This is a genomic window from Janthinobacterium sp. LM6 (assembly GCF_002002885.1).
Classification (GTDB): domain Bacteria; phylum Pseudomonadota; class Gammaproteobacteria; order Burkholderiales; family Burkholderiaceae_D; genus Janthinobacterium; species Janthinobacterium kumbetense.
The window spans coordinates 5894202-5919294 of sequence record NZ_CP019510.1 but is presented as its reverse complement, the minus strand read 5'-3'; the positions used below and the strand labels follow the sequence as shown (position 1 = coordinate 5919294).

Genomic DNA, 25093 nt, shown 5'->3' with positions numbered 1-25093 from the left:
ATTACCGGTGGGCGGTGGCCGATTGATCGGCGTTCAGGAACAGGCTGGCCCAGATTTCCCTGACTTCAATCCATTTGGCGAGTTCTTCCGGTTTTCTGACGGCTTCGCGGATACGCGACAGATAGGTCGATTGTCCCATCGCATAAGCGCGGCAGTTGCTGCAATCGATATTCGAACTGCAGCACTTGCCCTTGCCCGGTTGATGATCGACATGCACATGCACTTGCTTGGTGACGCGAAAACCGCAGTTCCTGGCGATCTTGGTGACGGGATCAATGTCATACAGCTTGTCGCCCGTGACCCAGTCGTCGTAGTGCAGGGAGTATTGCACCGTTTCCGGATAGGCCAGCATGGCGCGCACAATTTCCGCGCGTGCATGGGCAAAATCGGCTTGCGTCAGGGCCAGGCTCTGCGTGGCACTGCTGATGCGGAAATACGCCTTGTCGTTATCGGCCTTGTTTTCCAGCTTGTCCAGATAGCGGGTAGTGGGACTGAAATAGCTGAAGGTGAGCGGCAAGCCGTGACTGTTGGCAAGCTCTGCCATGATCATGATCTGCTTGATATTCAGGGAGGTAATGGTAAACACGCAAACGGCACGCGGGTCGTCGCGGTAATTGTTCATCGCCTTGGTCAGCACGTCGCCGGCGCGCAATGAACTGCCGATTTCATCGACACCCCAGGAAGAGATATGGATGCGATAAAAGATATCGTCCGGCAAGCGTATCGTGCCATTGGTAAATACGATGCCATGCGGGATGTACTTTTGGGCCGCGCGCAGCCTGTCGGGCACCAAGCTCGGTTCCGCGCCCGCCATGTAGGCCAGCGTGACGCCACGCGCCGCATCGGCGGCAAACAGGGCATCCCATTCGGCAAGCGAACGGCTGTCTTCGTGTCCTTCGTTTTCCTCGCCTTCGAAGAACAGGCAGCCCTCGCAACGCAAATTGCATTTTGACGCCACATCATAGTTGGCCGCCTTGAGGGTTCCCAGCCGCGCATTGAGTTCACGAAAATAGGCAAAGTCATTTTGCTTCGTGGCGGACGCAAGTTCAGAGAGGGAGTTCATAGGCAGCGGAAGGTAAGATCGAAAAATTTATGGACATTGAACATCCTGTATGGCGAGGCATGACGGCAGCTTGCATGCCCAGGCGTGAGCCGTAATGTGGGCGATTGCCTGAGGCCCTAGTATGCCGCTTGCTCCGGCAAAATGAAATATTGGCTATAAATTAATTTACTTTTGAACCACATCTTTTTATTGCAATGCAAGATTTTCTTGACAGCATGAAATACTCCATTTTCACCGTTTGCAGGGCGTGCGCGGCCGGTGCTGCGGCGCATGACTAGCAAGTTGGGTGCACAGGGTGCGCATTTGACACGGAGGGGGCGGCGCAAGTGTGGAAAATCAGGCGAAAAAAAACCACCCGATCCTGAGAATGAGTGGTTGTTTTCTGGTGCTGCGATGTCTGGTGGTGCCGGGAGCCGGAATCGAACCGGCACGCTGTTTCCAGCGCGGGATTTTGAGTCCCGTGCGTCTACCTATTCCGCCATCCCGGCAACGCGAGACGCATTATCACTGATTTATCGTGATCCGGCAAGTTTTTTGCTTTGCAAACGGTTTAGCCCATTTATCGGGCGCTGTCCTTGCATGAAAAACGCCGTCCCGGGCGCGAACCGGGGACGGCGTGGTCAGACTGCGGCGATGCTGGAATCAGTTATGCACGGAGTTCAGCTGGCGCGCGATGATGTCGTGGTTGAGCCAGACGACGGGCGCTTGCGGCTCAGACATGGCGTGGAACATCAGCGGGCCCGTGCCTTCCAGGACCAGCGAGCTCAGGTGGTCGGTGATCAGTTCCTTGCGGTCCTTGTGCAGCTTGGTGATGTCGTCCGAGGTGCCGATCATGACGTCGGCCAGCTCTGGCGTGTTGTCCATCGGCCAGGCGGCGAAGTTGCGGAACTGCACGCTCGTGGCGTCGCCATTGTAGGCGGCGATACGGTCGAGCAAGTCTTGCAGCGAAACGCCGTCTTCCAGCAAGCCCTGGCAGATTTTCCATTGCTCTTCGGCCCAGGCTGCGCCGCCTTCTTTTTTCAGCGCGTCGAGCAGGGGGAACAGGGACAGTTCCACGCCGACGAAGATGTCGGACGAATTCGTGCGGATTTCCGGGCAATTGAAGACGGTCGCCTTGATGCCTTTTTCCCACGCGGCCTTGGCCACGTTTTCCAGGCGCATCTTGGCCAGGCCTTGCGTGTAGTTGCTATACGTTTGCCACTGGTACTTGCCGTCGATCAAGATCTCCGTGCCATGGTAGCCATAGGCGCTGTAGCGCACCTGGCCGCCAGCTTGCTCGATGCGGGCGCGGATGGCGGCGCTGCCGTCGATCAGGTGTTGCAGCGTGTTGGCCGTGACTTCGTCGAAGTTCATTAGGATCAGCTTGCCCAGGTCGCTGTCGAGCAGGGCGCGCGAGGACATGAAGCGCTCGCCGCGGCCCTTGTAGATGCGGTTGGCGATGGCCAGGAAGACCTTGACCTTCGGAATGCCGCCGGCCATGGTGTGGGCGAAATACACATTGCTGCCGTCAGGAATCAGGCTGTCCAGCTCGGCCATGGCTTTCGCCACGGAAGCGCTGAAGCGGGCGATGCCGGCTTCGCGGCAGCGTTCGATCTGTGCCCAGTCCAGCTTGTCTTCTTGCCAGCTTTTCAGGGTCATGTCGGCCAGCAGGGCCGTCGGGGTCGGCTCGCCGGCTGGCGCGTCCAGGTCGAAACCGGCCATCAGCGGCACATTGATGATGCGGCCGCCCAGGTTGGCTTCGGCTTCGGCCAGCTCTTCCGCGTTCAGCGGGCGCAGCGCCATGTTTTCATCGCGGCGGCCGACCGTCATGCCGACGATATTCATGCCCGCCTTGCGCGCTTCGTCCAGCAAGCCATTCACATAGCCGCGGCCGAACAGCTCGCCGAACAGCACAAAGGTGTCGCCCTTGCGGAAGATATTTTTTTGCGGGATGTCTCTTAAGGACGTGATCTCGGTCATGGTATCAATTCATTCAAAAATTAGCGGGGCAGACGGCTAAACGCGCTGTCCGCTGGTTCAACATAGTGTGAAATTATGCGCCATTTCAGCGTGGAAAATCCTGTTGCGAACGATTCTCGTCTGGAATGGCATCTTCTTCTTCGTGCAGTTCTTATTCTTTCGCCATGGCGTATTTTACGCTGCCGCAGCGTACAACGCCCGCAGACAGGGCCAGATAAGCCCGGCAGGCGCCGATATTACCCCAGCTTGGCCATGCTGGTCAGCAAAATTGATCTAAAACAAATCCTGCTGGCCCGATACGAGGCGCGAAAAATCGTCGCCCAGAAACGGCAATATCGCGTCCGCCACCGGTTGCAGCTGGCGCGTCAGGTAATGCTGGTAGTCGATGGGCGAGCGCTGCGTTTCCAGCGGTTCCGGCCCCGCCACCGTGATGACATAGCTGATCCAGCCGCCGTTCTGGTATTGCAGCGGCCGGCCCTGCGCCAGGTTGTAGGCGTCGGCCGTGCGCGCCGCGCGCACGTGGGGCGGCACGTTGCGCTGGTAATCGTCGAGCGGGCGGCGCAGGCGCTTGCGGTAGACCAATAAAGCGTCGAATTCGCCGCGCACCGTGCGCGCCACGTAGTCGCGCACGTAGTCCTGGTAGGCGTCGCGCTGGAAGATGCGCAGGTACAAGGCTTGCTGGAATTGCTGCGCCAGCGGCGTCCAGTCGCTGCGCACCGTTTCCAGGCCCTTGTAGACCATCTGCTCGCTGCCGTCGGGCTTGCCGACCAGGCCGGCATAGCGCTTCTTGCTGCCTTCTTCCGAGCCGCGGATGGTGGGCATCAGGAAGCGCCGGTAATGCGTCTCGAACTCCAGCTCCAGCGCATTGTCCAGGCCGAATTCCTCGCGCAGATGCTGGTCCCACCAGGCGTTCACATGCGCCACCAGGGCGCGGCCGATCTTGCCCGCCTCTTCATCCGTATGTGCCGTTTTCAGCCACACGAAGGTGGAATCCGTGTCGCCATAGATCACCTGATACCCCTGCCCGGTGATCAGTTCGCGCGTGCGGTGCATGATGTCGTGGCCGCGCAGGGTGATCGACGAAGCCAGGCGCGGGTCGAAAAAGCGGCAGCCGCTGGATCCCAGCACGCCGTAAAACGCGTTCATGATGATCTTTAACGCTTGCGACAGCGGTGCATTGCGCTCGCGCTTGGCCGTCTCGCGGCCCTGCCACACCTGTTCCACGATGGCCGGCAGGCAATGTTTCACACGCGAAAACTGCGCGCCCCGGTAGCCGGGCACGGTATCGGCTTCGTCGCCGCTGGTGCCCACCACCAGGCCGACGGGGTCGATGAGGAAAGTGCGGATGATGGACGGGTACAGGCTTTTGTAGTCGAGCACGAGCACGGAATCGTACAGTCCCGACTGCGAATCCATGACGAAGCCGCCGGGGCTGTTTTCACCGGAAATATCGCCCAGGTTGGGCGCCACGTAACCCTGCCGGTGCATCAGCGGCAAGTACAAATGTTCGAAGGCTGCCACGGAGCCGCCGCTGCGGTCAGCCGCCAGGCCCGTCACGCTGGCCCGTTCCAGCAGGAAGGTCAGCAGCTCGGTCTTGGCGAAGATGCGCGTGACCAGCTCGCAATCCTTGAGGTTGTAGCGGGCCAGCGCCGGCTTGTCTTCGTGGAAACGCCGGTCGATCTCGGCCATGCGCTGGTAGGGATTGTCGATGGACTTGCCTTCGCCCAATAAGGTTTGCGCCACGTTTTCCAGGCTGAACGAGGAAAAGTTCCACGTCGCCGATTTTAACGCTTCGATGCCGTCGATGATCAGCCGGCCCGCGGCGGCGGCAAAATAGTGCTCCTGCTTGCCGCCATGTTCGCGCCATTCCATCACGGCGCCGCCCCGTCCCAGCCTCAACGGTACTTGATAACGCTCGGCATGTTGCTTGAGCACGCGCAAGTCGAACTGCACCAGGTTCCAGCCGATGATGGCGTCCGGGTCGTGGCGCTCCATCCACGTGTTCAGGCGTTCGAGGATCTGTGCGCGCGAGTCGCAGTAGTCGAGGTCGAAGTCGCGTTCCCCGTCGACGCCGTTTGGCGGGCCCAGCATGTAGACCTGGCGCTGGCCGCAGCCTTCCAGGGCCAGCGAATACAGCTCGCCATGCGCCGTCGTCTCGATGTCGAGCGACACCAGTTTTAATGCGGGACGGTAGCCGGGCGCCGGTTTCAGCTGCACTTCCTGCAGTGTTTCTCCGCTGAATGTCACCGGCGCCGTAATAAAACGCTCCATCAGATAGCGCTCGGGCGGGCGGATGTCGGCTTCATACACGTCGATGCCGTGCGCGCGCAGCTGCTTTTCCAGCTTCAGCAAATGCCGGTATTGCTTGCAGTACAGTCCCAGCACGGGGCGATGGTGGAAATCGCACAGCGACAGGGGACGCAGCTCCGCGTGGCGCTCACCGCGCAACAGCTGTTGCGCCTGTTCCTGTTGCTCCATGGGAAGGAAGGCGACGGCCGTCTGCACGGGCAGGCGCACGTGGCGGGGCCCGGCGTCCGTTGCCAGCCAGAAATCGACCTCCGTGCCGGCGGGCGTGTCGCGCCAGTGGCGGGTCAGGATGAAGCCCTGTTCGGGCGGGTGCTGCGTGTTGCCTGTCATGGTGCCGTGAATGTCGGGTGTGCTGGCCTGCACATTACAGCAAGCTGGTGCAGGGCGGGGGCGGTTGCGGCTATAATTTTTGTAGTCGATGACCATAAGAAGAGCGCGCCGCGCCGTTACCCTGGAGACAGCATGCAAGCAATGAGTTATGTACATGGCGCCCACGAGACGCCGTTGATCGGCGAAACGATAGGCGCTTACCTGGACGGCATTGCCGCCCGCTACGGCCAGCACGACGCCCTGATCGTGGCGCACCAGAACGTGCGCTGGACGTATCTGGAATTCCAGCAGCGCGTGCACCGCCTGGCCGCCGGCTTGCTGAAGCTGGGCTTGCAGCCGGGCGACCGGGTCGGCATCTGGTCGCAAAACTGCGCCGAATGGGTGCTGACCCAGTTTGCCACGGCGAAAGCCGGCTTGATCATGGTCAACATCAACCCCGCCTACCGGCGTTCGGAACTCGAATACGTGCTCGACAAGGTGCAATGCAGCGCGCTGATCCTGTCACCCAGCTTCAAGTCCAGCGATTACCTGGCCATCGTGCAAGACGTGGTGCCGGAAATCGCCCGTTCGCGCGCCGGCGCCCTGCAGTCGCCGCGCCTGCCGCAATTGCGCCACGTCATCCGCCTGGGCGCGGCCGCCACGCCGGGCATGCACAACTTCGACGCGGTGATGGACGGCATTGCCGACGCCGACCTGGCGCACCTGGAAGAAGTGAGCGCTACCTTGCAGTTTGACGACGCCGTCAACATTCAGTTCACGTCCGGCACCACGGGCGCGCCGAAGGGCGCCACCTTGACGCACCACAATATCCTGAACAACGGTTTCTTCATCGGCGAAGCCATGCGCCTGACGCAGCAGGACCGCTTGTGCATTCCCGTGCCCCTGTACCACTGCTTCGGCATGGTGCTGGGCAACCTGGCCTGCGTCACGCATGGCGCGGCCATGGTGTTTCCCGGTGAAGGCTTCGACCCGAAAGCCGTGCTGGAAACGGTGCAGGCCGAGCGCTGCACGGGACTGCACGGCGTGCCGACCATGTTCATCGCCATCCTCGACCATCCTGATTTCAAGCAATACGACCTGTCGAATTTGCGCACCGGCATCATGGCCGGTTCGCCATGCCCGATGGAAGTCATGACGCGGGTCATCGAATTGATGCACATGGCGGAAATCACGATCGCGTATGGCATGACGGAAACGTCGCCCGTCAGTTTCCAGACGGCGATCGAGGATCCGCGCGAAATGCGCGTGTCGTCCATCGGCCGCGTCCATCCGCACCTGGAAGTGAAAATCGTCGATGCGGAAGGGCGGATCGTGCCGCGCGGTGAAAAGGGCGAATTGCTCACGCGCGGCTATTCCGTGATGCAGGGCTACTGGGGCGATCCTGAAAAAACCAGCGAGGCCATCGATGCGGCGCGCTGGATGCACACGGGCGACCTGGCCGTCATCGACGACTACGGTTTTTGCAGCATCGTCGGCCGCTCGAAGGACATGGTCATCCGCGGCGGCGAAAACATCTATCCGCGCGAAGTCGAGGAATTCCTGTACCGCCACCCGAGCGTGCTCGACGTGCAATGCGTGGGCGTGCCGGATGCCAAGTATGGTGAAGAGTTATGCGCCTGCATCATCTTGCGTCCGGGCACGCAGGCCACCAGCGAGGACATCCGCGCCTTTTGTGACGGGCAGATCGCCTATTACAAGATTCCCCGCTACGTGCGCTTCGTCGAGGAATTCCCCATGACGGTGACGGGCAAGATCCAGAAATACCTGCTGCGCAAGCAGGTGGCGACGGATCTGGGGCTGAGCGGGGACTAAGTCTTTCGCCCGCGCAATAAAAAACACCGGGACGCTCGCGCGGCCCGGTGTTTTTTATTGATTCAGCGTAAAGCTCAGGCCATTGCGGCTTGCGGTGCGCGCGCTGGCGTGCGGCGGCGCACGAAGGCCAGCAAGCCCAGGCCGGCCAGCAGCATGGCGTAGGTGCCTGGTTCCGGCACGGCCGAGACGCTCACCGTGTTGAAGCCGGCGCCGTTCATCGAGACGTGGCCGTAATTGATCGAGCTGACCGAATTGGCGACCAGGGTGCCGTTCATGCTGCCCGAACCGGAAAACGCGCTGTTCGGCGCCAGGATGCTGCCGTTGATGCCAACGTTGTTCAGGCTGGTGGTGGTGGCATTGGCGAAGTTCAGCAGCGTACGGTCGGTAAAGCTGCCGAAATTGTCGAAGCCGCCGCTCATGGTGATGTTGGTGGCGGTGCCGTTGATGATGATGCTGGCCGTGCTTTTCAGCGACGAAACGTCCAGGCTCAGGTTATGCAGGTCGTTTGCATTGATCGTGAAGACGTTGACGTCGGCGTTGATGTCGCCCACCAGCTTGAAGCCGCCGTATTGCGAAATCACGGTGCCGTTCGATTGCAGCTTGGCCACATCGCCCGACAGGGTCGTCAGTTGCTGCTGGGCAGCTGCAAAGTCCAGGGTGGAGGCATTGCCCTTGCTGAAGGTGCCCGTTGGGTACCACGATGGCGCCGTCACGGTGCCGTTGGCATTGCTCACGCCATACACGCCCGTACCGTTGATGCTGCCGCCGCCGATGTTCAGGTTGTTACCGGCGACCAGCGTGTTGGCGGCGCTGCCCGGCTTCTTGTTCGTGCCGACGCTGTAGCCTTCCAGATAGATATTGCCGCCGGCGGCCAGGCTGCCGCTGACGCTGGTAAAGCCGCTGGCGTTGCTGCTGCCAATGTTGCCGAAGATGAAGGCCGAGTAGCCGTTGGCGACGCCGAGGTCAATCACGGTGGCCTGGGCCGAGGCGCTGAAGGAGAAGGCGAACAGGGCGGCGCTGATGAGCGGCAAGGTACGTGTGGCAAATATTTTCATGGACAACCTTATGGTGAATTGGGGGACGAATAGGGCGGGAAAGCAAGACACCGCCATCGCGCAAGCCGTCATTATAATCTAAAAAACAATTATAGTTCAATTTAGGTAATTAACTATATTTAAAAGCAACACTTTTGCTGTCGGCAGTGATTGGCTTGCGGACATAAAAAAACCGGGCCTGGCCCGGTTTTTTTGCCGCTTACCTGACGCGCTGGTACAGGCGGAAGCGTTCCACATCATCCGTGGGGCGGCGCCCTTCCCACAGCTTGATCCAGTCCGCGCCGTGGTGCTCGGGCAATTGTTCCTTGCTGTCAGGAACCTTGATGCTGTCTTGCAACAGGAACACATCGCATTCCTGCTGCCCCACGCTGGCAAACGGCAAGTGGCCGAAGTAGGCGAACGAGGCGCGCTGGGCCGCGCCGACGTTGCTGTTGATGCAACTGCTGCCTGGCGGCAGGTGAATGGAAATCTGGTGCGCCACGCTGGCGTAGCTCTTGCTGTAGTTCAGCGGCGGCAGGAACAGGGTCATGATCAGCACCCAGATCAGGATCAGGCCGCCGGACGACAGCACCACGGCGCGCCACAGCACGGCCGGCTGGCGCGAAATGCGCCAGTGCACCAGCGCCACCCAGCCCGCGCTGACGCAGGCGGCCACGAAAAAGGCCAGCAAGTCCAGCTCGGGCTTGAAGCCTGGCATGAGTTTCAGGGCGTTATGCGCCAGTTTTGGCGGCCAGCCGGTCAGGATGGCGAACCAGAACAGCCACAGCGCGAGGGCGCAGATGGTCAGCACCATCACGGAGAACCAGTCGATGGCGTTGATGGCGCCCCGCTTCATGGTCAGCAAGCCAAACGCGGCCATGACGGCCAGCGGCGGCAGCAGGGGCAGCAACTGGCTCGGGTCGGGATCGGGATGGCACAGGCCCAATATTGCCAGCATGGCAACAAAAGTCAGCGGCACGACGATGTGCAGCACGTGGTGCTGGCGGCGCCAGGCATACACGGCCCAGGCGGCGAAAGGCCATGCGGGCCAGAAGAACCAGATGCCGACACGCAAGAAATACTGCACGCTTTTCAGGCTCGGAGCGCTGAACTGGCGGCAATTCCACTCCATCCAGGCGTGCAGCGGCGAATGGCCGTACGGCTGCAGCCATTCGCCCGGCAGCAGCCAGACGAGGGTCAGCGCGATGCCGATCAGGATGGCCAGCGCCAGGTGGCGTATGCTGCGCAGCAACGGCAGGCGCAGGAAGATAGTACACAGCAGCAAGGCGATGCTCAGTGCCGCCGGCGTGATCCAGCCGCGCGCCAGGGCCAGGCCGCCCATCGCCAGGCCCAGCAGGGCCGCATTGCGCACGGACGGGCCTTCCATGTAGCGCACGGCGCGGTACAGCAAATAGGCCATCAGGGACACGTACAGCGCTTCGGCCGTGATGTCGTGGCTGTGCTGCAGCAGGCCCAGGCAACCCAGGTAGATGAGCACGGCGGCATCGGCCAGGGTGCGGCCGAAGTCGTCCGGCTCGGGCTGGCCGCCGAAGGCCAGGCGCAGCGGCTGGGCATCGCTGCGGCGTCCCAGGTTGAAGGCGGTGTACCAGACGGACAGGGTGCTGACGACGAAGATGCCGATGGTCGACATGCGCGCGCCAAAGACGTCGCCGTCGATCCAGCCGAACAGCTTGATGAAGATGGCGCCCAGCCAGAAGGCCAGCGGGCCTTCATCGGGCAGCGACAGGCCGGCCACATTGGGCCACAGCCAGTCGTTCAGGCCGCCATGCGCCATGGTCCACATGATGCCGAAACTGGCGGCGTCATCGTTCTTCCACGGTTCGCGGCCAATCAGGCCAGGCAGGATGTACAGCAGGCCAAGCGCAAACAAGGCCCATCGTGGCAGCGCGAGTGTGGCAGCGGCGGGAAGGCGGACTGGCTTCATCGATAATCGGTATCAGAATAGTGGCAAGACGCGACGAATGGCGTCGGGTATGCGCGAGTATAAAGTAAAGCGGCCAAAGACAAAAAAGGCAGCCGTAGCTGCCTTTTCTCTGGTAGCCGAAGCTGCCCTTTTTTGCCGCAAAGCGGCAAAAATCAGCCTGCTGCGACTGCGGTTTTCGAACCAACCGAACCGAACTTCTGACGGAACTTCTCGACGCGACCGGCGGTATCGACGATTTTGTGCTTGCCCGTGAAGAATGGGTGCGATTCAGCCGAAACCTCGATCTTCACCAGTGGGTATTCTTTACCGTCGTGGGTGATTTTTTCGCGGGTTTGGATGGTCGAGCGGGTAACGAATTTGAAATCGCACGACAGATCGTGGAAAACAACTTCGCGGTATTCTGGATGGGTATCGACTTTCATGGTCTTCTCTCTAGTTTGGTAGCCAAACAGCACTTCGTCGGTCGTCCTGCTTCTTGACCCGATTGCCGATCACTTGCCAGGGTTTAAAATAATGCAACCGTCGATTATATAGCGCTTTCGGGCTGGCGGCAATAAAAAAGCCGCTCGATGAGCGGCTTGCACTACGATCCTGCACCGGGGAGGGAGAAACCGTAGCGAGCAGGCCGCAGTTGCGATCGAGTAGCGCAACCGTACAAAAGTACGGTGAGCAACGGAAATCGCAAATGCGGCCGCGCAGTAGGTTTATCCCCCCCGGCGCATCATGTCGAAGAATTCGGCGTTGTTTTTGGTCGCCTTCATCTTGTCGAGAATGAACTCCATCGCCTCGATCTCGTCCATCGAGTACAGCAACTTGCGCAAAATCCAGATTTTTTGCAGTTCGTTCGGCTTGATCAGCAATTCTTCGCGGCGGGTACCCGATTTGTTTAGGTTAATTGCCGGATAGACACGTTTTTCAGCCAGACGGCGTTCCAGATGCACTTCCATGTTGCCGGTACCCTTGAATTCTTCAAAGATCACGTCATCCATGCGCGAACCCGTTTCGATCAGCGCCGTGGCGATGATGGTCAGCGAGCCGCCTTCTTCGATATTGCGCGCGGCGCCGAAGAAGCGTTTTGGACGTTGCAGCGCGTTCGCGTCGACACCACCGGTCAGGACCTTGCCCGAGGCAGGAATCACGGTGTTGTAGGCGCGCGCCAGACGGGTGATCGAGTCGAGCAGGATGACCACGTCTTTTTTCATTTCGACCAGGCGCTTGGCTTTTTCCAGCACCATCTCGGCCACTTGCACGTGGCGCGTGGCCGGCTCGTCGAAGGTCGAGGCGACGACTTCGCCGCGTACCGAACGTTGCATTTCGGTAACTTCTTCCGGACGTTCGTCGATCAGCAGCACGATCAGGGTGATGTCCGGGTGATTTGCCGTGATCGCATGGGCGATGTGCTGCAGGATCACGGATTTACCGGATTTCGGCGACGCCACCAGCAAGCCGCGCTGGCCTTTGCCGATCGGGGCGATCAGGTCGATGATGCGGCCGGTGATGTTTTCCTGGCCATTCATTTCACGTTCCAGGCGCAGCGGCTCGTTCGGGTGCAGCGGCGTCAGGTTTTCAAACAGGATGCGGTGTTTCGACATCTCCGGCGATTCGCCGTTGACCTTGTCGACTTTGACCAATGCGAAATAGCGTTCGCCATCTTTCGGGGTCCGTACCTCGCCTTCGATCGAATCGCCGGTGTGCAGATTGAAGCGGCGGATTTGCGAAGGGGAGATGTAAATGTCGTCGGTGGACGCCATGTAGCTGGCGTCGGGCGAGCGCAGGAAGCCGAAACCGTCAGGCAGCACTTCCAGGGCGCCATCGCCAAAAATCTGTTCGCCGGACTTGGCGCGTTTTTTCAGGATAGCGAACATCAGCTCCTGTTTGCGCAAGCGGGCTGCGTTGTCAATGTCAAGACCGATCGCCATCTCAAGCAGGGCGGATACGTGTAAGGCCTTTAGTTCGGATAAATGCATATGTGTTGAGTGTCCCGAGACGGGATGTAAAGGTAGGGGAGGGGACTGCGTGGCGTTGATTAATAATTGGGGAAGGCTGTGCACGAATGAGGCAAAGCCGCTTCCCGGTCGTTCCAGTCAGGCGGCGCTGCGGGCGCAGCGCTGCCCATCATACATTAAATGTTGCTGTCGACGAAAGCGGTCAACTGGCCCTTGGCCATGGCGCCCACTTTTTGAGCAGCTGCAACACCATCCTTGAACAGGATCAGGGTCGGGATGCCGCGGATGCCGAACTTGGCAGGCACTGCCTGGTTGGCGTCCACGTCCATCTTGGCGATCTGGATGCGGCCGGCGTATTCCTTGGCCACTTCTTCCAGGATCGGGGCGATGGCCTTGCAGGGACCGCACCATTCTGCCCAGAAGTCGACGAGGACGGGCAAATCGGATTTCAGGACGTCTGCTTCAAAAGATGCATCGCTAATGTGTTTGATATTTTCGCTCATATTTTCCTCAAATGAGGGTGGGATCAATAATGCCTGGAATTAACCATACGCTGGTTCGCCATCCATGCTTCCTGGAATGCAGTTAGAAGATGGGGACAATGGGCACGACTTCAATGTCTTGGAAGGTGCGACCAGAGGTATGCAGGCGGGGATGGCTGAAATAATAACCCATTTTTTCAAAGCGTGGCGATTATTGCAGAAAAACTTGAGGCATATCGTCCCCATGCATGCCGGCAGGGCGGCAAAGCCGCATGCCTGCTGGCCCGCAGCGCCGTGTCCGCCCTCCCGGCCGGCCTGCGCGCTCAGGCTTGCACGCTGGCCAGACGCGCCGAGTGCTGCAGTTGCAAGTTCACCATCAGCTGCAATTCCGCGCTTTCCATCGGCTTGCGGAACGTGCCCAAGATATGCAGGCCGTTGGCCATGGCCAGGCGCTCGGCCGCCAGGCGCACGGCCGAATGCAGACCCGACAGCAAGACCACGCCGCCGCGGAAGCCGTTTTCCGCCGCCATGCGCAAAAATTCGATGCCGTCGATGTCGGGCATCGACAGGTCGCAGATCAGCAGGTCGGGCTGGTGCTGCTTCAGGGTGGCCAGCGCCTGTTCGCTGTGCGACTCGCAGCGGATGTCGAACTGGCCCATTTGCTCGAGCATGTCGCTGAGCACGTCGAGCATGAAAACGTCGTCGTCCAGCAGCAGCACGCGCAATGGCGCCAGGCCTGCTTCGTTGTGTTCCCGGCTCGCTTGGTTTGATACAGTGTTCATCGTCATGTCTTTCTGTTGATATGCATCGTTGTCGATGCCGATACCTTGCCGCAACCCAATTTGGCGGTAGCTAATCGTCATTGGCAAAGCTGGTGTTATTCATGATTTGTTCGGTAATCTGTTCCAGCAGGGGCCACAGGCGCGCCACGATGTGCCGTGCCCGCTCTGCCTCGTCGGCCGGTTCGCCCGGCGCCAGGGTTTCCAGGTTGTGGCACAGCTCGGCCAGCCCCAGGGCGCCCACGGTGCGTGCCGACGATTTGATGCGGTGCCCCAGTTCGCGCACCTGGTGCACGTCGCCGCGCGCCAGGGCCGCATCGATGTCGCCAAAGCCATCCTGCGTGGTCTGCAGGAACTTGAAGGCGAATTTGCGCACCTTTTCAGGGTTGTAGCCCAGCAACTTGGCCAGGATGGACAGGTCGATCACTTGCGGGTCGCCTGCCAGCGTGGTCTTGAAGGCGGGCGCGGCGCGGCTGCGCGCCGGTGGCGGCGGCGTTTCGTGCGCCGGCAGCCAGCTGGCGATGGTCTGGTACATCATGGCCGGCTGGATGGGCTTGGAAATGAAATCGTCCATGCCCGCTTCCAGGCAGCGCACGCGGTCTTCGCTGGTGGCCGTGGCCGTCATGGCCAGCACGCGCAGGTGCGCCAGCTGCGGGTCGGCGCGGATGTGGCGCGTCGCCTGCAAGCCATCCATCAGCGGCATCTGCACGTCCATCAGCACGCAGTCGAACTGCGTCTGGCGCAGCAGGTCGAGCGCTTCTTCGCCATTGTTGGCCAGGCAGACGGAGGCGCCCGCTTCCTCCAGCAATTCCAGCGCCACCTGCTGATTAAAAGTGTTGTCTTCCACCAGCAGGATGCGCGCATGCTTGAGCGTGCGCATCACCAGGGCCGCGTCGGCGCTGGCGCGCATGGCGGCCGCCGTCTGCACCATGCTGTCGAGCATGGCGGGCGCGGCCTGGTCGGAAATGCCCAGGTTGGCCGTGAACCAGAAGGTGCTGCCGGCGCCGGGACGGCTGTCGACGCCCACGTCGCCGCCCATCAGCTGCGCCAGCTGCTTGCAGATGGCCAGGCCCAGGCCCGTGCCGCCATATTCGCGCGTGGTGGAGGTGTCGGCTTGCTGGAAGGACTGGAAGAGTTTACTCATTTCATCCTGCGACAGGCCGATGCCGTGGTCGCACACTTCAAAGCGCACGAGGCAGTGTTTCGCGTCCGCCACCACCCGGCGCACTTTCACGGTAATGCTGCCCTGTTCGCTGAACTTGATGGCGTTATTGGCGTAGTTGATCAGCACTTGCCCCAGGCGCAGCGGGTCGCCCACGAGCACGGCCGGCAATTGCGGGTCGATCTCGAACAGCAGTTCCAGGTTCTTGCCGGCGGCGCGCGGCGCCACCACCGTCATCAGGGTTTGCACGACATGGTCGAAACTGAAGTTGACGTGCTCGATTTCCAGCTTGCCCGCCTCGATTTTCGAGATGTCGAGGATATCGTCGATGATGCCCAGCAAGTGTTCGCCGGCGAAGCGGATTTTTTCCAGGTAGTCGCGCTGGCGCGGTTCCAGGTCCGTTTTGAGGGCCAGGTAGGCCATGCCGATCACGCCATTCATCGGCGTGCGGATTTCATGGCTCATGTTGGCCAGGAATTGTCCCTTCGCCAGACTTGCTTCCTCGGCCACCTGCTTGGCCTGGTCCAGCTGTTCCGTGCGCTGCGCCACGCGCTCTTCCAGATGTTCATTGAGCTCGCGCAAGGCGCTCTCGCTGCGCTTGTGATACGTGATGTCCGTCAGGCTGGCCACCACCATGCCCACCTTGCCGTATTCATCGCGGATCGCCTCGGTATTCACGGACAGCCACGACAGGCTGCCGTCGGGCTGCTGCACGCCCATCAGCACGTCGCGCATGGCTTCGCCCGTCGACAGGGTGATGTGCACGGGATGGCTGCGCTGGTCGAAGGCGGACCCGTCTTCGCGGATGGCTTGCCACAGGCTGTTGCCGGCCGGACTGGCCGCCAGCATGCGTTCGGCGGCGGCATTGCTTTCCAATATGTGACCGTGGCTGTCCTGCACCACCAGGCCATTCGTCACGGCGCCGAACACGGACGCCATGCGCTGGCTCGAGTTCGACAGGGCGATCGACGCCTGGCGCCGCTCGGTGATGTCGGTGATCATCGCCAGCGTGCCGCCGGGCTCACCGTTGTCCGACTGGATGCTGGTGCTCGACAGCAAGCCCCACAGGCTGGACTGATCCTTGCGGAAGAAGCGGAAATCGACCTGGTCCGGCTGGCTGGCGAAGCTGCCGTGGCTGGCCAGGCGGCGCTGCATCAGCAACTGGCTGTCGCGGTCCATGAAGTCGAGCAGGGGGCGGCCCAGCATTTCCTGCACCGTGTAGCCCAGCATGTGCGCCATCTTCGGGTTGACGAACGTGGTCTTGCCGTTCGCATCCGTCATCCAGATGCCTTCGGCGGCCGTCTGCACGATCAGGCGGTAGCGTTCCGAACTGGCGTGCAGCGCTTCTTCGGCGCGTTGCCGCTGCGTCATGTCGCGCAGCGAGACGATGGAAAACACCTGGCCGGCCATGCGCAGCGGCGACAGGCTGACCTTGGCGGGGAAGTGCGTGCCGTCGCGGCGGCGCGCCATCATCACCCGGCCCGGCAGGCTGTGCCGCCCTTGCGGGTCGCCTGCGGAGTGGCTGGCCGTGCTTTCCGGCACCAATTGCTCAAGCGACATACCCGTCAATTCGGCCAGCGGATAGCCGAAGCAGCGCGCGCCGATCTGGTTGGCGTAATGCACCTTGCCCTCGACGTCGGCCACCAGCATGGCTTCGGGCGCCGCTTCCAGCATCGAGCGCATGCGCGATTGCTCGTCCTGCTTGCGCTCGCTGATATCGCAGACGATGCCGCTGGCCTGGGTGGCGGCGCCATCCGAGGCGCGCGACAGGACGGCGCCGCGCGCCAGCAGCCAGCGCCAGTGGCCGTCGCTGTGGCGCAAACGGAATTCGCAATTGAAGGTGCCGGGCGCCTGGCCATCCAGGTGCTGGCGGAAGGCAAGGCTCAGGCGGGCGCGGTCGTCCCGGTGGACTTCGGCCAGCCAGTCGGCCAGCGCATGCTCGAGCCGGGCATTCTTGTCGCCCAGGACGTCCTGGTACTGGGGCGCGAACTGCAGCCGGTCGGACTGGGGCCGCCAAGTCCAGCCGGCCATGGTGGCGCCGCGCAAGGCTTGCACGGCATCCTGTTCGGCCTGGGCTTGCGTCGGTTGGGGCTGTCGGTGCAGCTGCCGGCGCAGGCGCCAGGCTTGCCAGCAAGCCAGTCCCGCCAGGGCGGTGGCGCTGGCAGCCGCATACGGCCACAGCAATGCCGGCGCCATGACGGCTGCCGCCGCCTGCGCCGGCAGCGAAAGTGTCATGCCTGCCGCCAGCATCGTACGAGCGAGCCGGCGCAGCGCAGGGCGCCGTGGGCGTGGTGCGCCGAAACTCGTGTGGCTGCAATACGACAAATGCATCCCTTTCTGGGGCGTGATTGGACTAGGCTGGCAGTACATGAGGCGCGCTCAAATAAACGCCTGCGGCGCTTTCTGGCGGCAACTATAGCATCGAATATTTACTCGGAGTATTTAAGTTCAGAAACGGCCAAAACGGGATTTTTTTTGCCCCGAAATGGCCGTTTTTTTCGAGATTTGGTGAGAATTCGTGAGAAAGTTTGCGCGAAATCGTGCTACTCAATCGCGGCGATAGCCTTACGTAAAACTTCCGGCGAACTGATAGCGGTGTCCGGGATGCCACATGGTGGCGATCGAGGCGATCTTGCCGCCCGAGCGCGTCTGGCGGCGCAGCACCAGGCACGGCTGTTTGGTGTCGATGGCCAGCATTTCGGCGATGTCGCGCGGCGCCGACAGTGCTTCGATGCTGTAGGTGGCGCCTTGCAGGGGCGCGGCAGCCATCAGGTATTCGTTCGGCGTGATGCTGGAAAAATCCTGCGTCATGTAGTCGGGCGCGCACTCGGGATTGACCCAGCGGTCTTCCACCTGGATCGGCACGCCGTTTTCAAAATGCACGATCAGCGAATGAAACAGCGGATGTTCCGGCGGCAGGCCGAATTGCTTGGCCAGCAGGTCGGACGCCTTGGTGCGTTCCAGCAATTGCAAGCTGCTGCGGTGGATATGTCCGCGCGCCCGCACTTCATCGGCGATACTCTTGATTTCCAACAAGGTCGCCTGGTATTTCTGCTGCGCCACATAGGTGCCGGAACCCTGGCGCCGCGTCAGCACCTGCTCGCTGGTCAGCTCGCGCACGGCGCGGTTGACCGTCATGCGCGAGACGCCGAATTGCTTCACCAGCGCTTGCTCGGAGGGAATCACGTCGCCTTCCTTCCAGCGTCCGGCAGCGATGCCGGCCAGCAGAAAATCCTTGATGCGCTGGAAAATGGGCGTATTTTCCTGGGTAGTATGATCGTCCAATGCGGTTTCTCCGGGGCGCGGGCAGGGCGCGCCGCCGGCTGGAGGCGCGATGGCCGATTTTAGCACCGAGCGCGATGCCTGCCGCCAGCCTTTTTTTTGAATTCAAAAGCAAGCGCCGGAGTGTGGCGCGCCCTGGCGCTGGCTATGCTGGAGACTGACTATTGACTTGCACGGAGTTCGCCATGGAACACGCTTACCTGACTGACGATGAACGCTGGGATGCGCTGCAGCGGCGCGCGCCCGACGCCGACGGCGTCTTTTACTATTCTGTGCGCACGACGGGCGTGTATTGCCGCCCTTCCTGCGCGGCGCGCCCCGCCTTGCGCCGCAACGTGGCTTTCCACGCCACGTGCGAGCAGGCGGAGGCGGCCGGTTTCCGCCCCTGCCTGCGCTGCAAACCGAACTTGCCGCCGCTGGCCCAGCGCCAGGCGGCCATCGTGGCCGATATCTGCCGCCTGATCGACGCCAGCGACGAGCTGCCTGACCTGGACAGCCTTGCCAGCGCCGCCGGCATGAGCCGCTTTCACTTTCACCGCGTCTTCAAGGCGCACACGGGCATCACGCCGAAAGCCTATGCGGCGGCGCGGCGCGGCGAGCGCCTGAAGGCCGGCCTGCAGGGGGCGGGCAACGTCACCGAGACCTTGTACGCGGCCGGTTTTAATTCCAGCGGCCGCCTGTATGCCGCCACGCCGGGCTTGCTGGGCATGACGCCGGGCGCGTTTCGCGCCGGCGGCAGCGGCGCCGTGATCCGCTTCGCCATCGGCGCCTGCTCGCTGGGCGCCATCCTCGTGGCCAGCACGGACAAGGGCATCTGCGCGATTTTGATCGACGACGACCCGGAAGTGCTGCTGCGCGACTTGCAGGACCGCTTTCCGCAAGCCGAGCTGCGCGGCGCGGAAGCCGATTATGAACAGACGGTGGCGCAAGTCGTCGGTCTGGTCGAGGCGCCGGGCCTGGGTCTGGACTTGCCGCTCGACGTGCGCGGCACCGTGTTCCAGCAGCGCGTGTGGCAAGCCTTGCGCGAAATTCCCGCCGGCAGCACCGTCAGCTACGCGGAACTGGCGCGGCGCATCGGCGCGCCGAACGGGGCGCGGGCCGTGGCGGGCGCCTGCGCCGCCAATGCCCTGGCCGTCGCCATTCCCTGCCACCGGGTGGTGCGCAACGATGGCGCGCTGTCCGGCTACCGCTGGGGCGTGGAGCGCAAGCAGGCGCTGCTGGAACGCGAGGGCGAACGGTGAGGGCGCTGGACTGGCGCCAGATCGAAGATGATCTGAATCAATACGGCTGCGCTGTCGTGCCGGGCTTGCTGAATCCCGCGCAGTGCGGGGCACTGGCGGCGCAGTATGACGATGCGTCGCGCTTTCGCAGCCGTGTGGTGATGCAGCGCCACGGTTTTGGCCAGGGCGAGTACCAGTATTGGGCGCATCCGCTGCCGGACGTGGTGGCCGCCTTGCGCGAGCAGCTGTACGGGCCGCTGGCGGCGATTGCCAACCGCTGGCACGCCAGCATGGGCCTCGATAGCCGCTTTCCCGTGGCGCACGCCGATTTCCTCGCGCGCTGCCATGCGGCCGGGCAAACCCGGCCCACGCCCTTGCTCTTGCGCTACCGCAAGGGTGATTACAACTGCCTGCACCAGGACCTGTATGGCGAGCACGTGTTTCCGCTGCAGCTGGCAGTGCTGCTGTCGCGCCCGCAAGACGACTTCACGGGCGGCGAGTTCGTGCTGACGGAGCAGCGCCCGCGCATGCAGTCGCGCGCCGAGGTCGTGCCGCTGGCGCAGGGCGACGCCGTGATCTTTCCCGTGGCGCAGCGGCCCGTCAACGGCACGCGCGGCAGTTACCGCGTCAACATGCGCCATGGCGTGTCGCGCCTGCGCTCGGGCATGCGCCACACCCTGGGCATCATTTTCCATGATGCGAGCTGAAGAGTAGCTGCGGCGCTTGAGTTTCCCGGATTACATGGCATGATGACTGCTTCTTGTCACTCTTTCATTTCTGCCATGTCCGCGCTGCTCCGCCTGTTGTGCCTGTTGACCATGTTTTTGTTGCCCGCAGCCCACGCGGACGAGGGCGTGCCCGCGCTCGTTGCGGAGGCCGCGGCCGTCGTGGCGCCGTCACAGCTTGCGGCCAGGACGGCGCCGCTGATGTTTGCCAACCGCAAGGTATTCGTCTTCCGTGCCGCGCTGGCCGGCTATCCGCCCGATGAGCGGGCCGTTGGCGCGCAGCGCCGCCTGGAAGGCGTGCTGGCGAAGAACGGCCCCTTGCAGGCAAGCACGCGCATGATTCCCGAAGGCACGCAGGTGCTGCTCGACGGCGTGCAGCTGTTCGTCGTCGTGCCGGGCGACGTCAACCAGCTGGCCGGCGACACGACGGAAAGCGTGGCGAAAACCGCGGCCGGCGAGTTGAGCAAGGCCGTGTTTGACTATCGTGAACAGGGCAGCTGGCGCTACCTGGCGATCGCCGCCGCCGTGTGCGCGGCCGCCACCCTCGTGTTCTGGCTGGTGTGGCTGGGCTTGACGCGCCTGTACCGCTGGGCCAAGCGTCGCAGCGGCATCCTGCTGGCCTCGCGCCTGCGCGACGTGCGCCTGAAAAACGTGCGCGTGCTCGATGCCGAGCACTACATCGCCTTTGCGTATCAACTGCTGAGCGCCGTGCTGTGGGGCTTGCGCCTGATGGCCACGTATCTGTGGGCCGCCTTCGTGCTGGGCCGCCTGCCCTACACGCGCTCGTGGGGCGAAAGCCTGAGCGGCTATCTGTTCGACGTGGCAGCCGACGTCTTCCACGCCATCATCGGCGCCTTGCCGGGGCTGGTGCTGGTGTGCGTGATCTTCGCCATCGCGCGCCTGATCGCCGCCACTGCCGCCTCGCTGTTCAAGCGCGTGGAAAGCGGAGAATTGCAAATCGGCTGGCTGGACAAGGACACGGCCCTGCCGACGCGCCGCATCGCCAGCGTGGTGATCTGGCTGTTCGCGCTGGCCATGGCGTATCCGTATTTGCCCGGCTCGCACACGGCCGCTTTCCAGGGCCTGTCCGTGCTGGTGGGCTTGATGGTGTCGATCGGCGCGTCGAGCATCGTGGGCCAGGGCGCCAGCGGCCTGATCCTGATGTACACGCGCGCCCTGCGCAAGGGAGAATATGTGCGCGTGGGCGACAGCGAAGGCACGGTGGTCGACGTCGGCATGTTCGAGACGCGCCTGCGCACGGGCCTGGGCGAGGAAGTCGCCTTGCCGAACGCCTGGGTGATGTCGCAAACGACGAAGAACTATTCACGCGCCCAGCCGGGCGGCGGCTTCGTGCTCGACTCCACCGTCACCATCGGCTACGCCACGCCTTGGCGGCAGGTGCACGCCATGCTGGAACTGGCCGCGTCGCGCACGACGGAGCTGTCGACCACGCCGAAACCGTATGTGATGCAGCTGGCGTTGCAAGATTACTACGTGCAATACCGCCTCGTCGCCTACGCCAGCGCCGAAGTTCCTCGCCAGAGAGCCGAAGTGCTGAACCGCTTGCACCAGAACATCATCGACGTTTTCAACGAGTTCGACGTGCAGATCACCTCGCCACATTACATCGACGACCCGAAAGAATCGCACGTGGTGCCGCCCGGTGAATGGTTCAGGGCGCCGGCGAAGCGGGGGGAGGAACAATAGCCCTTACGTTTTCCTTTAGGGAACCATGTTGCAGGAAATGGCGATATCGGTGTCGTTGTATTGATTGCGAGATATTCGGATGACGCAGCGATCAGCCTGTACGGGCAAGCGGTATGCCAGCTCGATCTCTCCTCCTCGTCCATAGGTGCAGAGCAACCATTTTTCCATCGATTTCAGGTGCGGGTATGTGGTTTCGGTAACGTATTTGCCGAGGCGGCCAGTGTCGCCGCGCAACTCGGCCCGGGGTTCTACATCGGGCGGCCCGGCCACGATGCCTGCGCCGGACAGCAGCAAGCGCGCAGGCACGATACCGAGCCATCCGGATGCAGGCCGCACCTGGACCGAAGCTGGGCTCAGCTCGTGCGGACACTGCGGCACCTGCGCAATGGCGGCCGGCGCGGCCACCGTGAGGAGGATGAAGATGAGAAGGGCGTTGCTCATGTTAATGAATCACATAGAACGCGGCGGCATTATCTGAGTCCAGGATGCGCCTTGCCTTGGCAACTTCGGGACTGTAGTAGTCGATACGACGCGACTTTACCCGGCGCCCTTGCCACTGATCCATCACCACGATGTATTTGGGGCGATTCGAGGCAGGGTCTTTCGGACCCGCATACATGAACAGGGCTGCGTGGTTGCCATGCGTGGGTTGAAAAGCGGCGGTCGGACTGGAAAACGTGGCGATGGCAGTCCCCGGTGCGATATACCCGGCGTCCAGGACGTGCTGGCCTGGACGCCAATGGATGGTGCGGGGGGCTTGGGCGTACGCTTGCACGAGCGCGACGCATTCGCCTGTTCCCACCGGGTCATGACCTTGCAGATCGTTCAAGTCGCCCTTGTATCGATATTCCAAAGCGCTTCCTTATGGATCGGCTTACTTATGGATATTCTTATGCGGAATGGAAAAAGTGTATTGCGCATACGCAAATAGCCATGCTGCAGCATTCGATACGGAGCGGGATAATGATCGTAGCGATGGCTGGCCGGGGTAGAGTTCAGCAATCCATGCCGGGGCGTCCCTGCTGACAGCAGTGATCTTGGGACGACCTGAGGCGCCGGGGATCAGGAAAAACTTGCCCGCACAGGCATGCAGGCCGAGGAACATGAGCAGTATGAACAGGGGATTCCGCTGCAAGGACATCATGTTTTTCATATTTCTGAACGGGGCAGATTTCATCTATCCAGGCTTGGCTATCGCTGTCGATACGAAGAATCTTGCGCTCCCCGGAGATGCTGGTGATTAAGCAAAATTTCCCCACGTAACCGCGAGTAGGATCTGAAGGATCGGCTGGCCCACCGTTCAGGAAGACGTCATACATGCGCCCCGTTTTCAGCGGCGGAGCTTTGGGTGGCTTGACCTCTGCCGTTGCTGGAGCAAGCCCATACAAAAGGCAGGACTTGGCATGCACAGGGATAGTTGCTGTGCCCGGTAAAAGAAAAGACCATACTTTGACTGCAGGCTTGGCGGATACATCTGTCAGTACGACCGCACTAATCTGCGGAAGCCCGTTGCGTGCTTCTTCTTTTTGCGAAATGGTGAAACAGGGAATGCCATTTTTTAGCTGTACTTCCGCATATGCCATGCGGGAGGTGGCCGAGGCACTCATGCAGGTCATCAAGGCGAGTACCAATAGGCTCTTGTGGCAGATGGGCATTATTGGCCTTTTTGTGCCGGGGTGTTTGCCGGGCAAATTTCATCTATCCAGGCCTGCATATCGCGCTTGATGGGAATGACCTGTTGACCACCGTTAGCTGTCGCGATGAGACAGAATTTTCCTTTATAGCCACGGGTCGAGTCAGACGGGTCATCCGGCCTGCCATTCAAGAAGACGCTGTACATCCTGCCTGTTTTCAACATCGTCGCGGCAGTCGATTCGGCTCCTGCTGGTACTTGGCCATACAAATAGCAGATTTTTGCATGCATGGGGAGGGTCGTCGCTCCAGGGAGAATGAAGGACCAGACCTCTACAGGCGGCTTTATGGAGATATCGTAAACCATGAGTGCGCCCAGCATTGGCGTTCCATTGCGGCGTTCTTCTTTTTTTGAAATGGTAAAGCATGGTATGCCTTTGAATGAGCTAATCTCGGCTTCGGCCATGCGCGACCACGCCGAGGCATCCATGCTCGTCAAGGTCGCCAGCAGACAAAGAATAAGGTGGCGATGATTCATGGCATGCCTTGCGCTATCGGGAAGAATTTCTGGCTGGGCACGTATCATCCATCCAGGCCTGTGTATCGCTTTTGATGACGACGAGGCGTGGCTTGGCAGAGACCTGCTGTGCGAGACAGAACTTTGCCACATATCCATTGGTTGAATCGGCAGGATCGGCTGGCCTGCCATTCAGAAATACCTCGTACACGCTGCCGGTCTTCAATTCAGGCGCGGGCACGGCGTCGGCATGTGCCGGAATATTCCCATAGGGAATGCAATTTGTTGAAGACAGCGGAACTTTCTTACCGTCCGTCATGAGAAACCCCCATATTTCCGTCGTTGGCTTGACCGTCACGTCGGACACGCTCAAGGCGCCGAGGAAGGGCTGGCCGTCGCGCCTCTCTTCCTGTTTGGAAATGCTAAAGCAGGGCACGCCATTGATCGAGGTAACTTCGGCATCGGCCATGCGTGATCGCGCGTCGCTGTTCATGCTCGTGAACGCGAGCAGTATGAGCAGCGTTTGATTGATGCTAACGGGGCGTTGGGCAAACTTCATCGATCCAGGCCTGCATGTCGCTGTTAATTGGAATGATTTGCTGACCGCCATCCGCCGTAGCTCTCACGCAGAATTTTCCTTGATAGCCATAGGTTGGATCGGATGGGTCTTTGGGGCTGCCATTCAGGAACACATGATAAAAATGCCCGGGCATCAGTTTTTCAGCGCGTATGCCCGTCGCGCCGGTAGGCAGGTTTCCATAGCGGATGCATGTGCTGGCACGGATGGGTAACGCCATGTCTGGCGGTAGGGAGAATCCCCATACTTCTTTTACCGGTTGCACGGACATGTCTGAAACCATGAGTGCGCCAAGAAATGGCAGGCCATTGCGCGCCTCTTCCTTTTTTGTAATGGAGAAGCACGGTATGCCGTTGACAGAGTGAATGTGGGCATCAGCGATGCGCGACCACGCCGAGGCATTGATGCTCGTCAAGGCGGCAAGCAGGAATAACAGTGTGTGACGATATGGCATGGCGATCCTTGCACTATCTGATGAGCGAATGCTCCGGGCAACTATCCTGTTTCCACGCTGGCGTGTCGCTGCCAATGGCGATGATTTTTCGTTCACCAGTGGATGTGGCTACTATGCAAAACTTTCCCATGTAGCCATAGGTAGGGTCTGCAGGATCATT

At 61.3% G+C, this 25093-nt stretch carries 21 protein-coding genes and 1 tRNA gene; 4 read left to right on the top strand and 18 right to left on the bottom strand.

What is annotated here, in order from left to right; translation table 11 throughout:
• Window position 1: 1 nt before the first annotated feature.
• The 4 genes from BZG29_RS25980 to BZG29_RS25965 form a co-directional block, all read right to left on the bottom strand.
• A complete protein-coding gene (locus BZG29_RS25980; protein WP_077408636.1) occupies window positions 2–1063 on the bottom strand; it encodes a radical SAM protein in 1062 nt (353 codons plus the stop codon).
• Between the two features lie 401 nt (window positions 1064–1464).
• Window positions 1465–1551 (bottom strand) — tRNA-Leu (locus BZG29_RS25975).
• Between the two features lie 154 nt (window positions 1552–1705).
• On the bottom strand, window positions 1706–3022 hold the full coding sequence (locus BZG29_RS25970; protein WP_077408635.1) for a hypothetical protein: 1317 nt from the start codon (window positions 3020–3022) through the stop codon (window positions 1706–1708).
• Between the two features lie 273 nt (window positions 3023–3295).
• Window positions 3296–5659: a DNA polymerase II gene (locus BZG29_RS25965; protein WP_077408634.1), complete on the bottom strand. Its 2364-nt coding sequence runs from the start codon at window positions 5657–5659 to the stop codon at window positions 3296–3298.
• Window positions 5660–5791: 132 nt separating this feature from the next.
• Between BZG29_RS25965 and BZG29_RS25960 the strand changes: the two genes are divergently transcribed.
• On the top strand, window positions 5792–7471 hold the full coding sequence (locus BZG29_RS25960) for an AMP-binding protein (protein ID WP_077408633.1): 1680 nt from the start codon (window positions 5792–5794) through the stop codon (window positions 7469–7471).
• Between the two features lie 74 nt (window positions 7472–7545).
• On the opposite strand, the gene BZG29_RS25955 is transcribed toward BZG29_RS25960, so the two are convergent.
• The 8 genes from BZG29_RS25955 to hutC form a co-directional block, all read right to left on the bottom strand.
• Complete coding sequence (locus BZG29_RS25955; protein WP_253192705.1) at window positions 7546–8526, bottom strand: choice-of-anchor A family protein; 981 nt, start codon at window positions 8524–8526, stop codon at window positions 7546–7548.
• 199 nt (window positions 8527–8725) lie between these two features.
• Entirely contained in the window at window positions 8726–10450 is a 1725-nt protein-coding gene (locus BZG29_RS25950; RefSeq protein WP_077408632.1) for a glycosyltransferase family 39 protein, read from the bottom strand.
• Window positions 10451–10602: 152 nt separating this feature from the next.
• Window positions 10603–10872: a type B 50S ribosomal protein L31 gene (locus BZG29_RS25945; protein ID WP_034746247.1), complete on the bottom strand. Its 270-nt coding sequence runs from the start codon at window positions 10870–10872 to the stop codon at window positions 10603–10605.
• 282 nt (window positions 10873–11154) lie between these two features.
• Entirely contained in the window at window positions 11155–12417 is a 1263-nt protein-coding gene (gene rho / locus BZG29_RS25940) for a transcription termination factor Rho (protein ID WP_034746249.1), read from the bottom strand.
• Between the two features lie 155 nt (window positions 12418–12572).
• Entirely contained in the window at window positions 12573–12899 is a 327-nt protein-coding gene (gene trxA / locus BZG29_RS25935; RefSeq protein ID WP_077408631.1) for a thioredoxin TrxA, read from the bottom strand.
• 302 nt (window positions 12900–13201) lie between these two features.
• The gene (locus BZG29_RS25930) at window positions 13202–13660 is read right to left on the bottom strand and encodes a response regulator (RefSeq protein WP_077409296.1); all 459 of its coding nucleotides are present in this window, start codon (window positions 13658–13660) and stop codon (window positions 13202–13204) included.
• Between the two features lie 70 nt (window positions 13661–13730).
• Entirely contained in the window at window positions 13731–17054 is a 3324-nt protein-coding gene (locus BZG29_RS25925) for a PAS domain-containing hybrid sensor histidine kinase/response regulator (RefSeq protein ID WP_077409295.1), read from the bottom strand.
• A 330-nt stretch (window positions 17055–17384) separates the two neighbouring features.
• Window positions 17385–18104 carry a histidine utilization repressor gene (gene hutC / locus BZG29_RS25920; RefSeq protein ID WP_077408630.1) on the bottom strand — a complete coding sequence of 240 codons (720 nt, stop codon included), beginning with the start codon at window positions 18102–18104 and terminating at the stop codon, window positions 17385–17387.
• A 182-nt stretch (window positions 18105–18286) separates the two neighbouring features.
• Between hutC and ada the strand changes: the two genes are divergently transcribed.
• The 3 genes from ada (at window position 18287) to BZG29_RS25905 (ending at window position 21753) form a co-directional block, all read left to right on the top strand.
• On the top strand, window positions 18287–19342 hold the full coding sequence (ada, locus tag BZG29_RS25915) for a bifunctional DNA-binding transcriptional regulator/O6-methylguanine-DNA methyltransferase Ada (RefSeq protein ID WP_077408629.1): 1056 nt from the start codon (window positions 18287–18289) through the stop codon (window positions 19340–19342).
• Window positions 19339–20028 carry a 2OG-Fe(II) oxygenase gene (locus tag BZG29_RS25910; RefSeq protein WP_077408628.1) on the top strand — a complete coding sequence of 230 codons (690 nt, stop codon included), beginning with the start codon at window positions 19339–19341 and terminating at the stop codon, window positions 20026–20028. Before ada ends, BZG29_RS25910 begins: the two co-directional genes overlap by 4 nt.
• A gap of 75 nt (window positions 20029–20103) precedes the next feature.
• Entirely contained in the window at window positions 20104–21753 is a 1650-nt protein-coding gene (locus BZG29_RS25905; protein WP_077408627.1) for a mechanosensitive ion channel domain-containing protein, read from the top strand.
• Window positions 21754–21768: 15 nt separating this feature from the next.
• Here the strand turns inward: BZG29_RS25905 and BZG29_RS25900 are convergent, their stop codons facing one another.
• The 6 genes from BZG29_RS25900 to BZG29_RS28000 form a co-directional block, all read right to left on the bottom strand.
• On the bottom strand, window positions 21769–22194 hold the full coding sequence (locus tag BZG29_RS25900; RefSeq protein WP_077408626.1) for an STY0301 family protein: 426 nt from the start codon (window positions 22192–22194) through the stop codon (window positions 21769–21771).
• Between the two features lies 1 nt (window position 22195).
• Window positions 22196–22582: a BPSL0067 family protein gene (locus tag BZG29_RS25895; RefSeq protein WP_171985108.1), complete on the bottom strand. Its 387-nt coding sequence runs from the start codon at window positions 22580–22582 to the stop codon at window positions 22196–22198.
• 166 nt (window positions 22583–22748) lie between these two features.
• On the bottom strand, window positions 22749–23360 hold the full coding sequence (locus tag BZG29_RS28005) for a hypothetical protein (protein ID WP_150131064.1): 612 nt from the start codon (window positions 23358–23360) through the stop codon (window positions 22749–22751).
• A 47-nt stretch (window positions 23361–23407) separates the two neighbouring features.
• Window positions 23408–23923, bottom strand: a complete 516-nt coding sequence (locus BZG29_RS25890; RefSeq protein ID WP_150131063.1) for a hypothetical protein — start codon at window positions 23921–23923, stop codon at window positions 23408–23410.
• A 13-nt stretch (window positions 23924–23936) separates the two neighbouring features.
• Window positions 23937–24461 carry a hypothetical protein gene (locus BZG29_RS25885; protein ID WP_150131062.1) on the bottom strand — a complete coding sequence of 175 codons (525 nt, stop codon included), beginning with the start codon at window positions 24459–24461 and terminating at the stop codon, window positions 23937–23939.
• Window positions 24436–24933 (bottom strand): hypothetical protein, encoded by a 498-nt coding sequence (locus tag BZG29_RS28000; RefSeq protein ID WP_150131061.1) that lies wholly within the window; start codon window positions 24931–24933, stop codon window positions 24436–24438. Before BZG29_RS28000 ends, BZG29_RS25885 begins: the two co-directional genes overlap by 26 nt.
• Window positions 24934–25093: the final 160 nt, after the last annotated feature.

Excerpts from the sequence above, each read along its gene's own strand:
- BZG29_RS25950 (WP_077408632.1), bottom strand. The coding sequence starts at position 10,450 with ATGAAGCCAGTCCGCCTTCCCGCCGCTGCCACACTCGCGCTGCCACGA.
- BZG29_RS28005 (WP_150131064.1), bottom strand. The coding sequence starts at position 23,360 with ATGAGTGCCTCGGCCACCTCCCGCATGGCATATGCGGAAGTACAGCTA.
- BZG29_RS25980 (WP_077408636.1), bottom strand. The coding sequence starts at position 1,063 with ATGAACTCCCTCTCTGAACTTGCGTCCGCCACGAAGCAAAATGACTTT.
- trxA (WP_077408631.1), bottom strand. The coding sequence starts at position 12,899 with ATGAGCGAAAATATCAAACACATTAGCGATGCATCTTTTGAAGCAGAC.
- BZG29_RS25960 (WP_077408633.1), top strand. The coding sequence starts at position 5,792 with ATGCAAGCAATGAGTTATGTACATGGCGCCCACGAGACGCCGTTGATC.
- BZG29_RS25925 (WP_077409295.1), bottom strand. The coding sequence starts at position 17,054 with ATGACACTTTCGCTGCCGGCGCAGGCGGCGGCAGCCGTCATGGCGCCG.
- BZG29_RS25905 (WP_077408627.1), top strand. The coding sequence starts at position 20,104 with ATGTCCGCGCTGCTCCGCCTGTTGTGCCTGTTGACCATGTTTTTGTTG.
- BZG29_RS25945 (WP_034746247.1), bottom strand. The coding sequence starts at position 10,872 with ATGAAAGTCGATACCCATCCAGAATACCGCGAAGTTGTTTTCCACGAT.
- BZG29_RS25955 (WP_253192705.1), bottom strand. The coding sequence starts at position 8,526 with ATGAAAATATTTGCCACACGTACCTTGCCGCTCATCAGCGCCGCCCTG.
- BZG29_RS25900 (WP_077408626.1), bottom strand. The coding sequence starts at position 22,194 with ATGAGCAACGCCCTTCTCATCTTCATCCTCCTCACGGTGGCCGCGCCG.
- BZG29_RS25970 (WP_077408635.1), bottom strand. The coding sequence starts at position 3,022 with ATGACCGAGATCACGTCCTTAAGAGACATCCCGCAAAAAAATATCTTC.
- BZG29_RS25965 (WP_077408634.1), bottom strand. The coding sequence starts at position 5,659 with ATGACAGGCAACACGCAGCACCCGCCCGAACAGGGCTTCATCCTGACC.
- BZG29_RS25885 (WP_150131062.1), bottom strand. The coding sequence starts at position 24,461 with ATGAAGTTTGCCCAACGCCCCGTTAGCATCAATCAAACGCTGCTCATA.
- BZG29_RS25890 (WP_150131063.1), bottom strand. The coding sequence starts at position 23,923 with ATGAATCATCGCCACCTTATTCTTTGTCTGCTGGCGACCTTGACGAGC.
- rho (WP_034746249.1), bottom strand. The coding sequence starts at position 12,417 with ATGCATTTATCCGAACTAAAGGCCTTACACGTATCCGCCCTGCTTGAG.
- BZG29_RS25930 (WP_077409296.1), bottom strand. The coding sequence starts at position 13,660 with ATGAACACTGTATCAAACCAAGCGAGCCGGGAACACAACGAAGCAGGC.
- BZG29_RS28000 (WP_150131061.1), bottom strand. The coding sequence starts at position 24,933 with ATGCCATATCGTCACACACTGTTATTCCTGCTTGCCGCCTTGACGAGC.
- ada (WP_077408629.1), top strand. The coding sequence starts at position 18,287 with ATGGAACACGCTTACCTGACTGACGATGAACGCTGGGATGCGCTGCAG.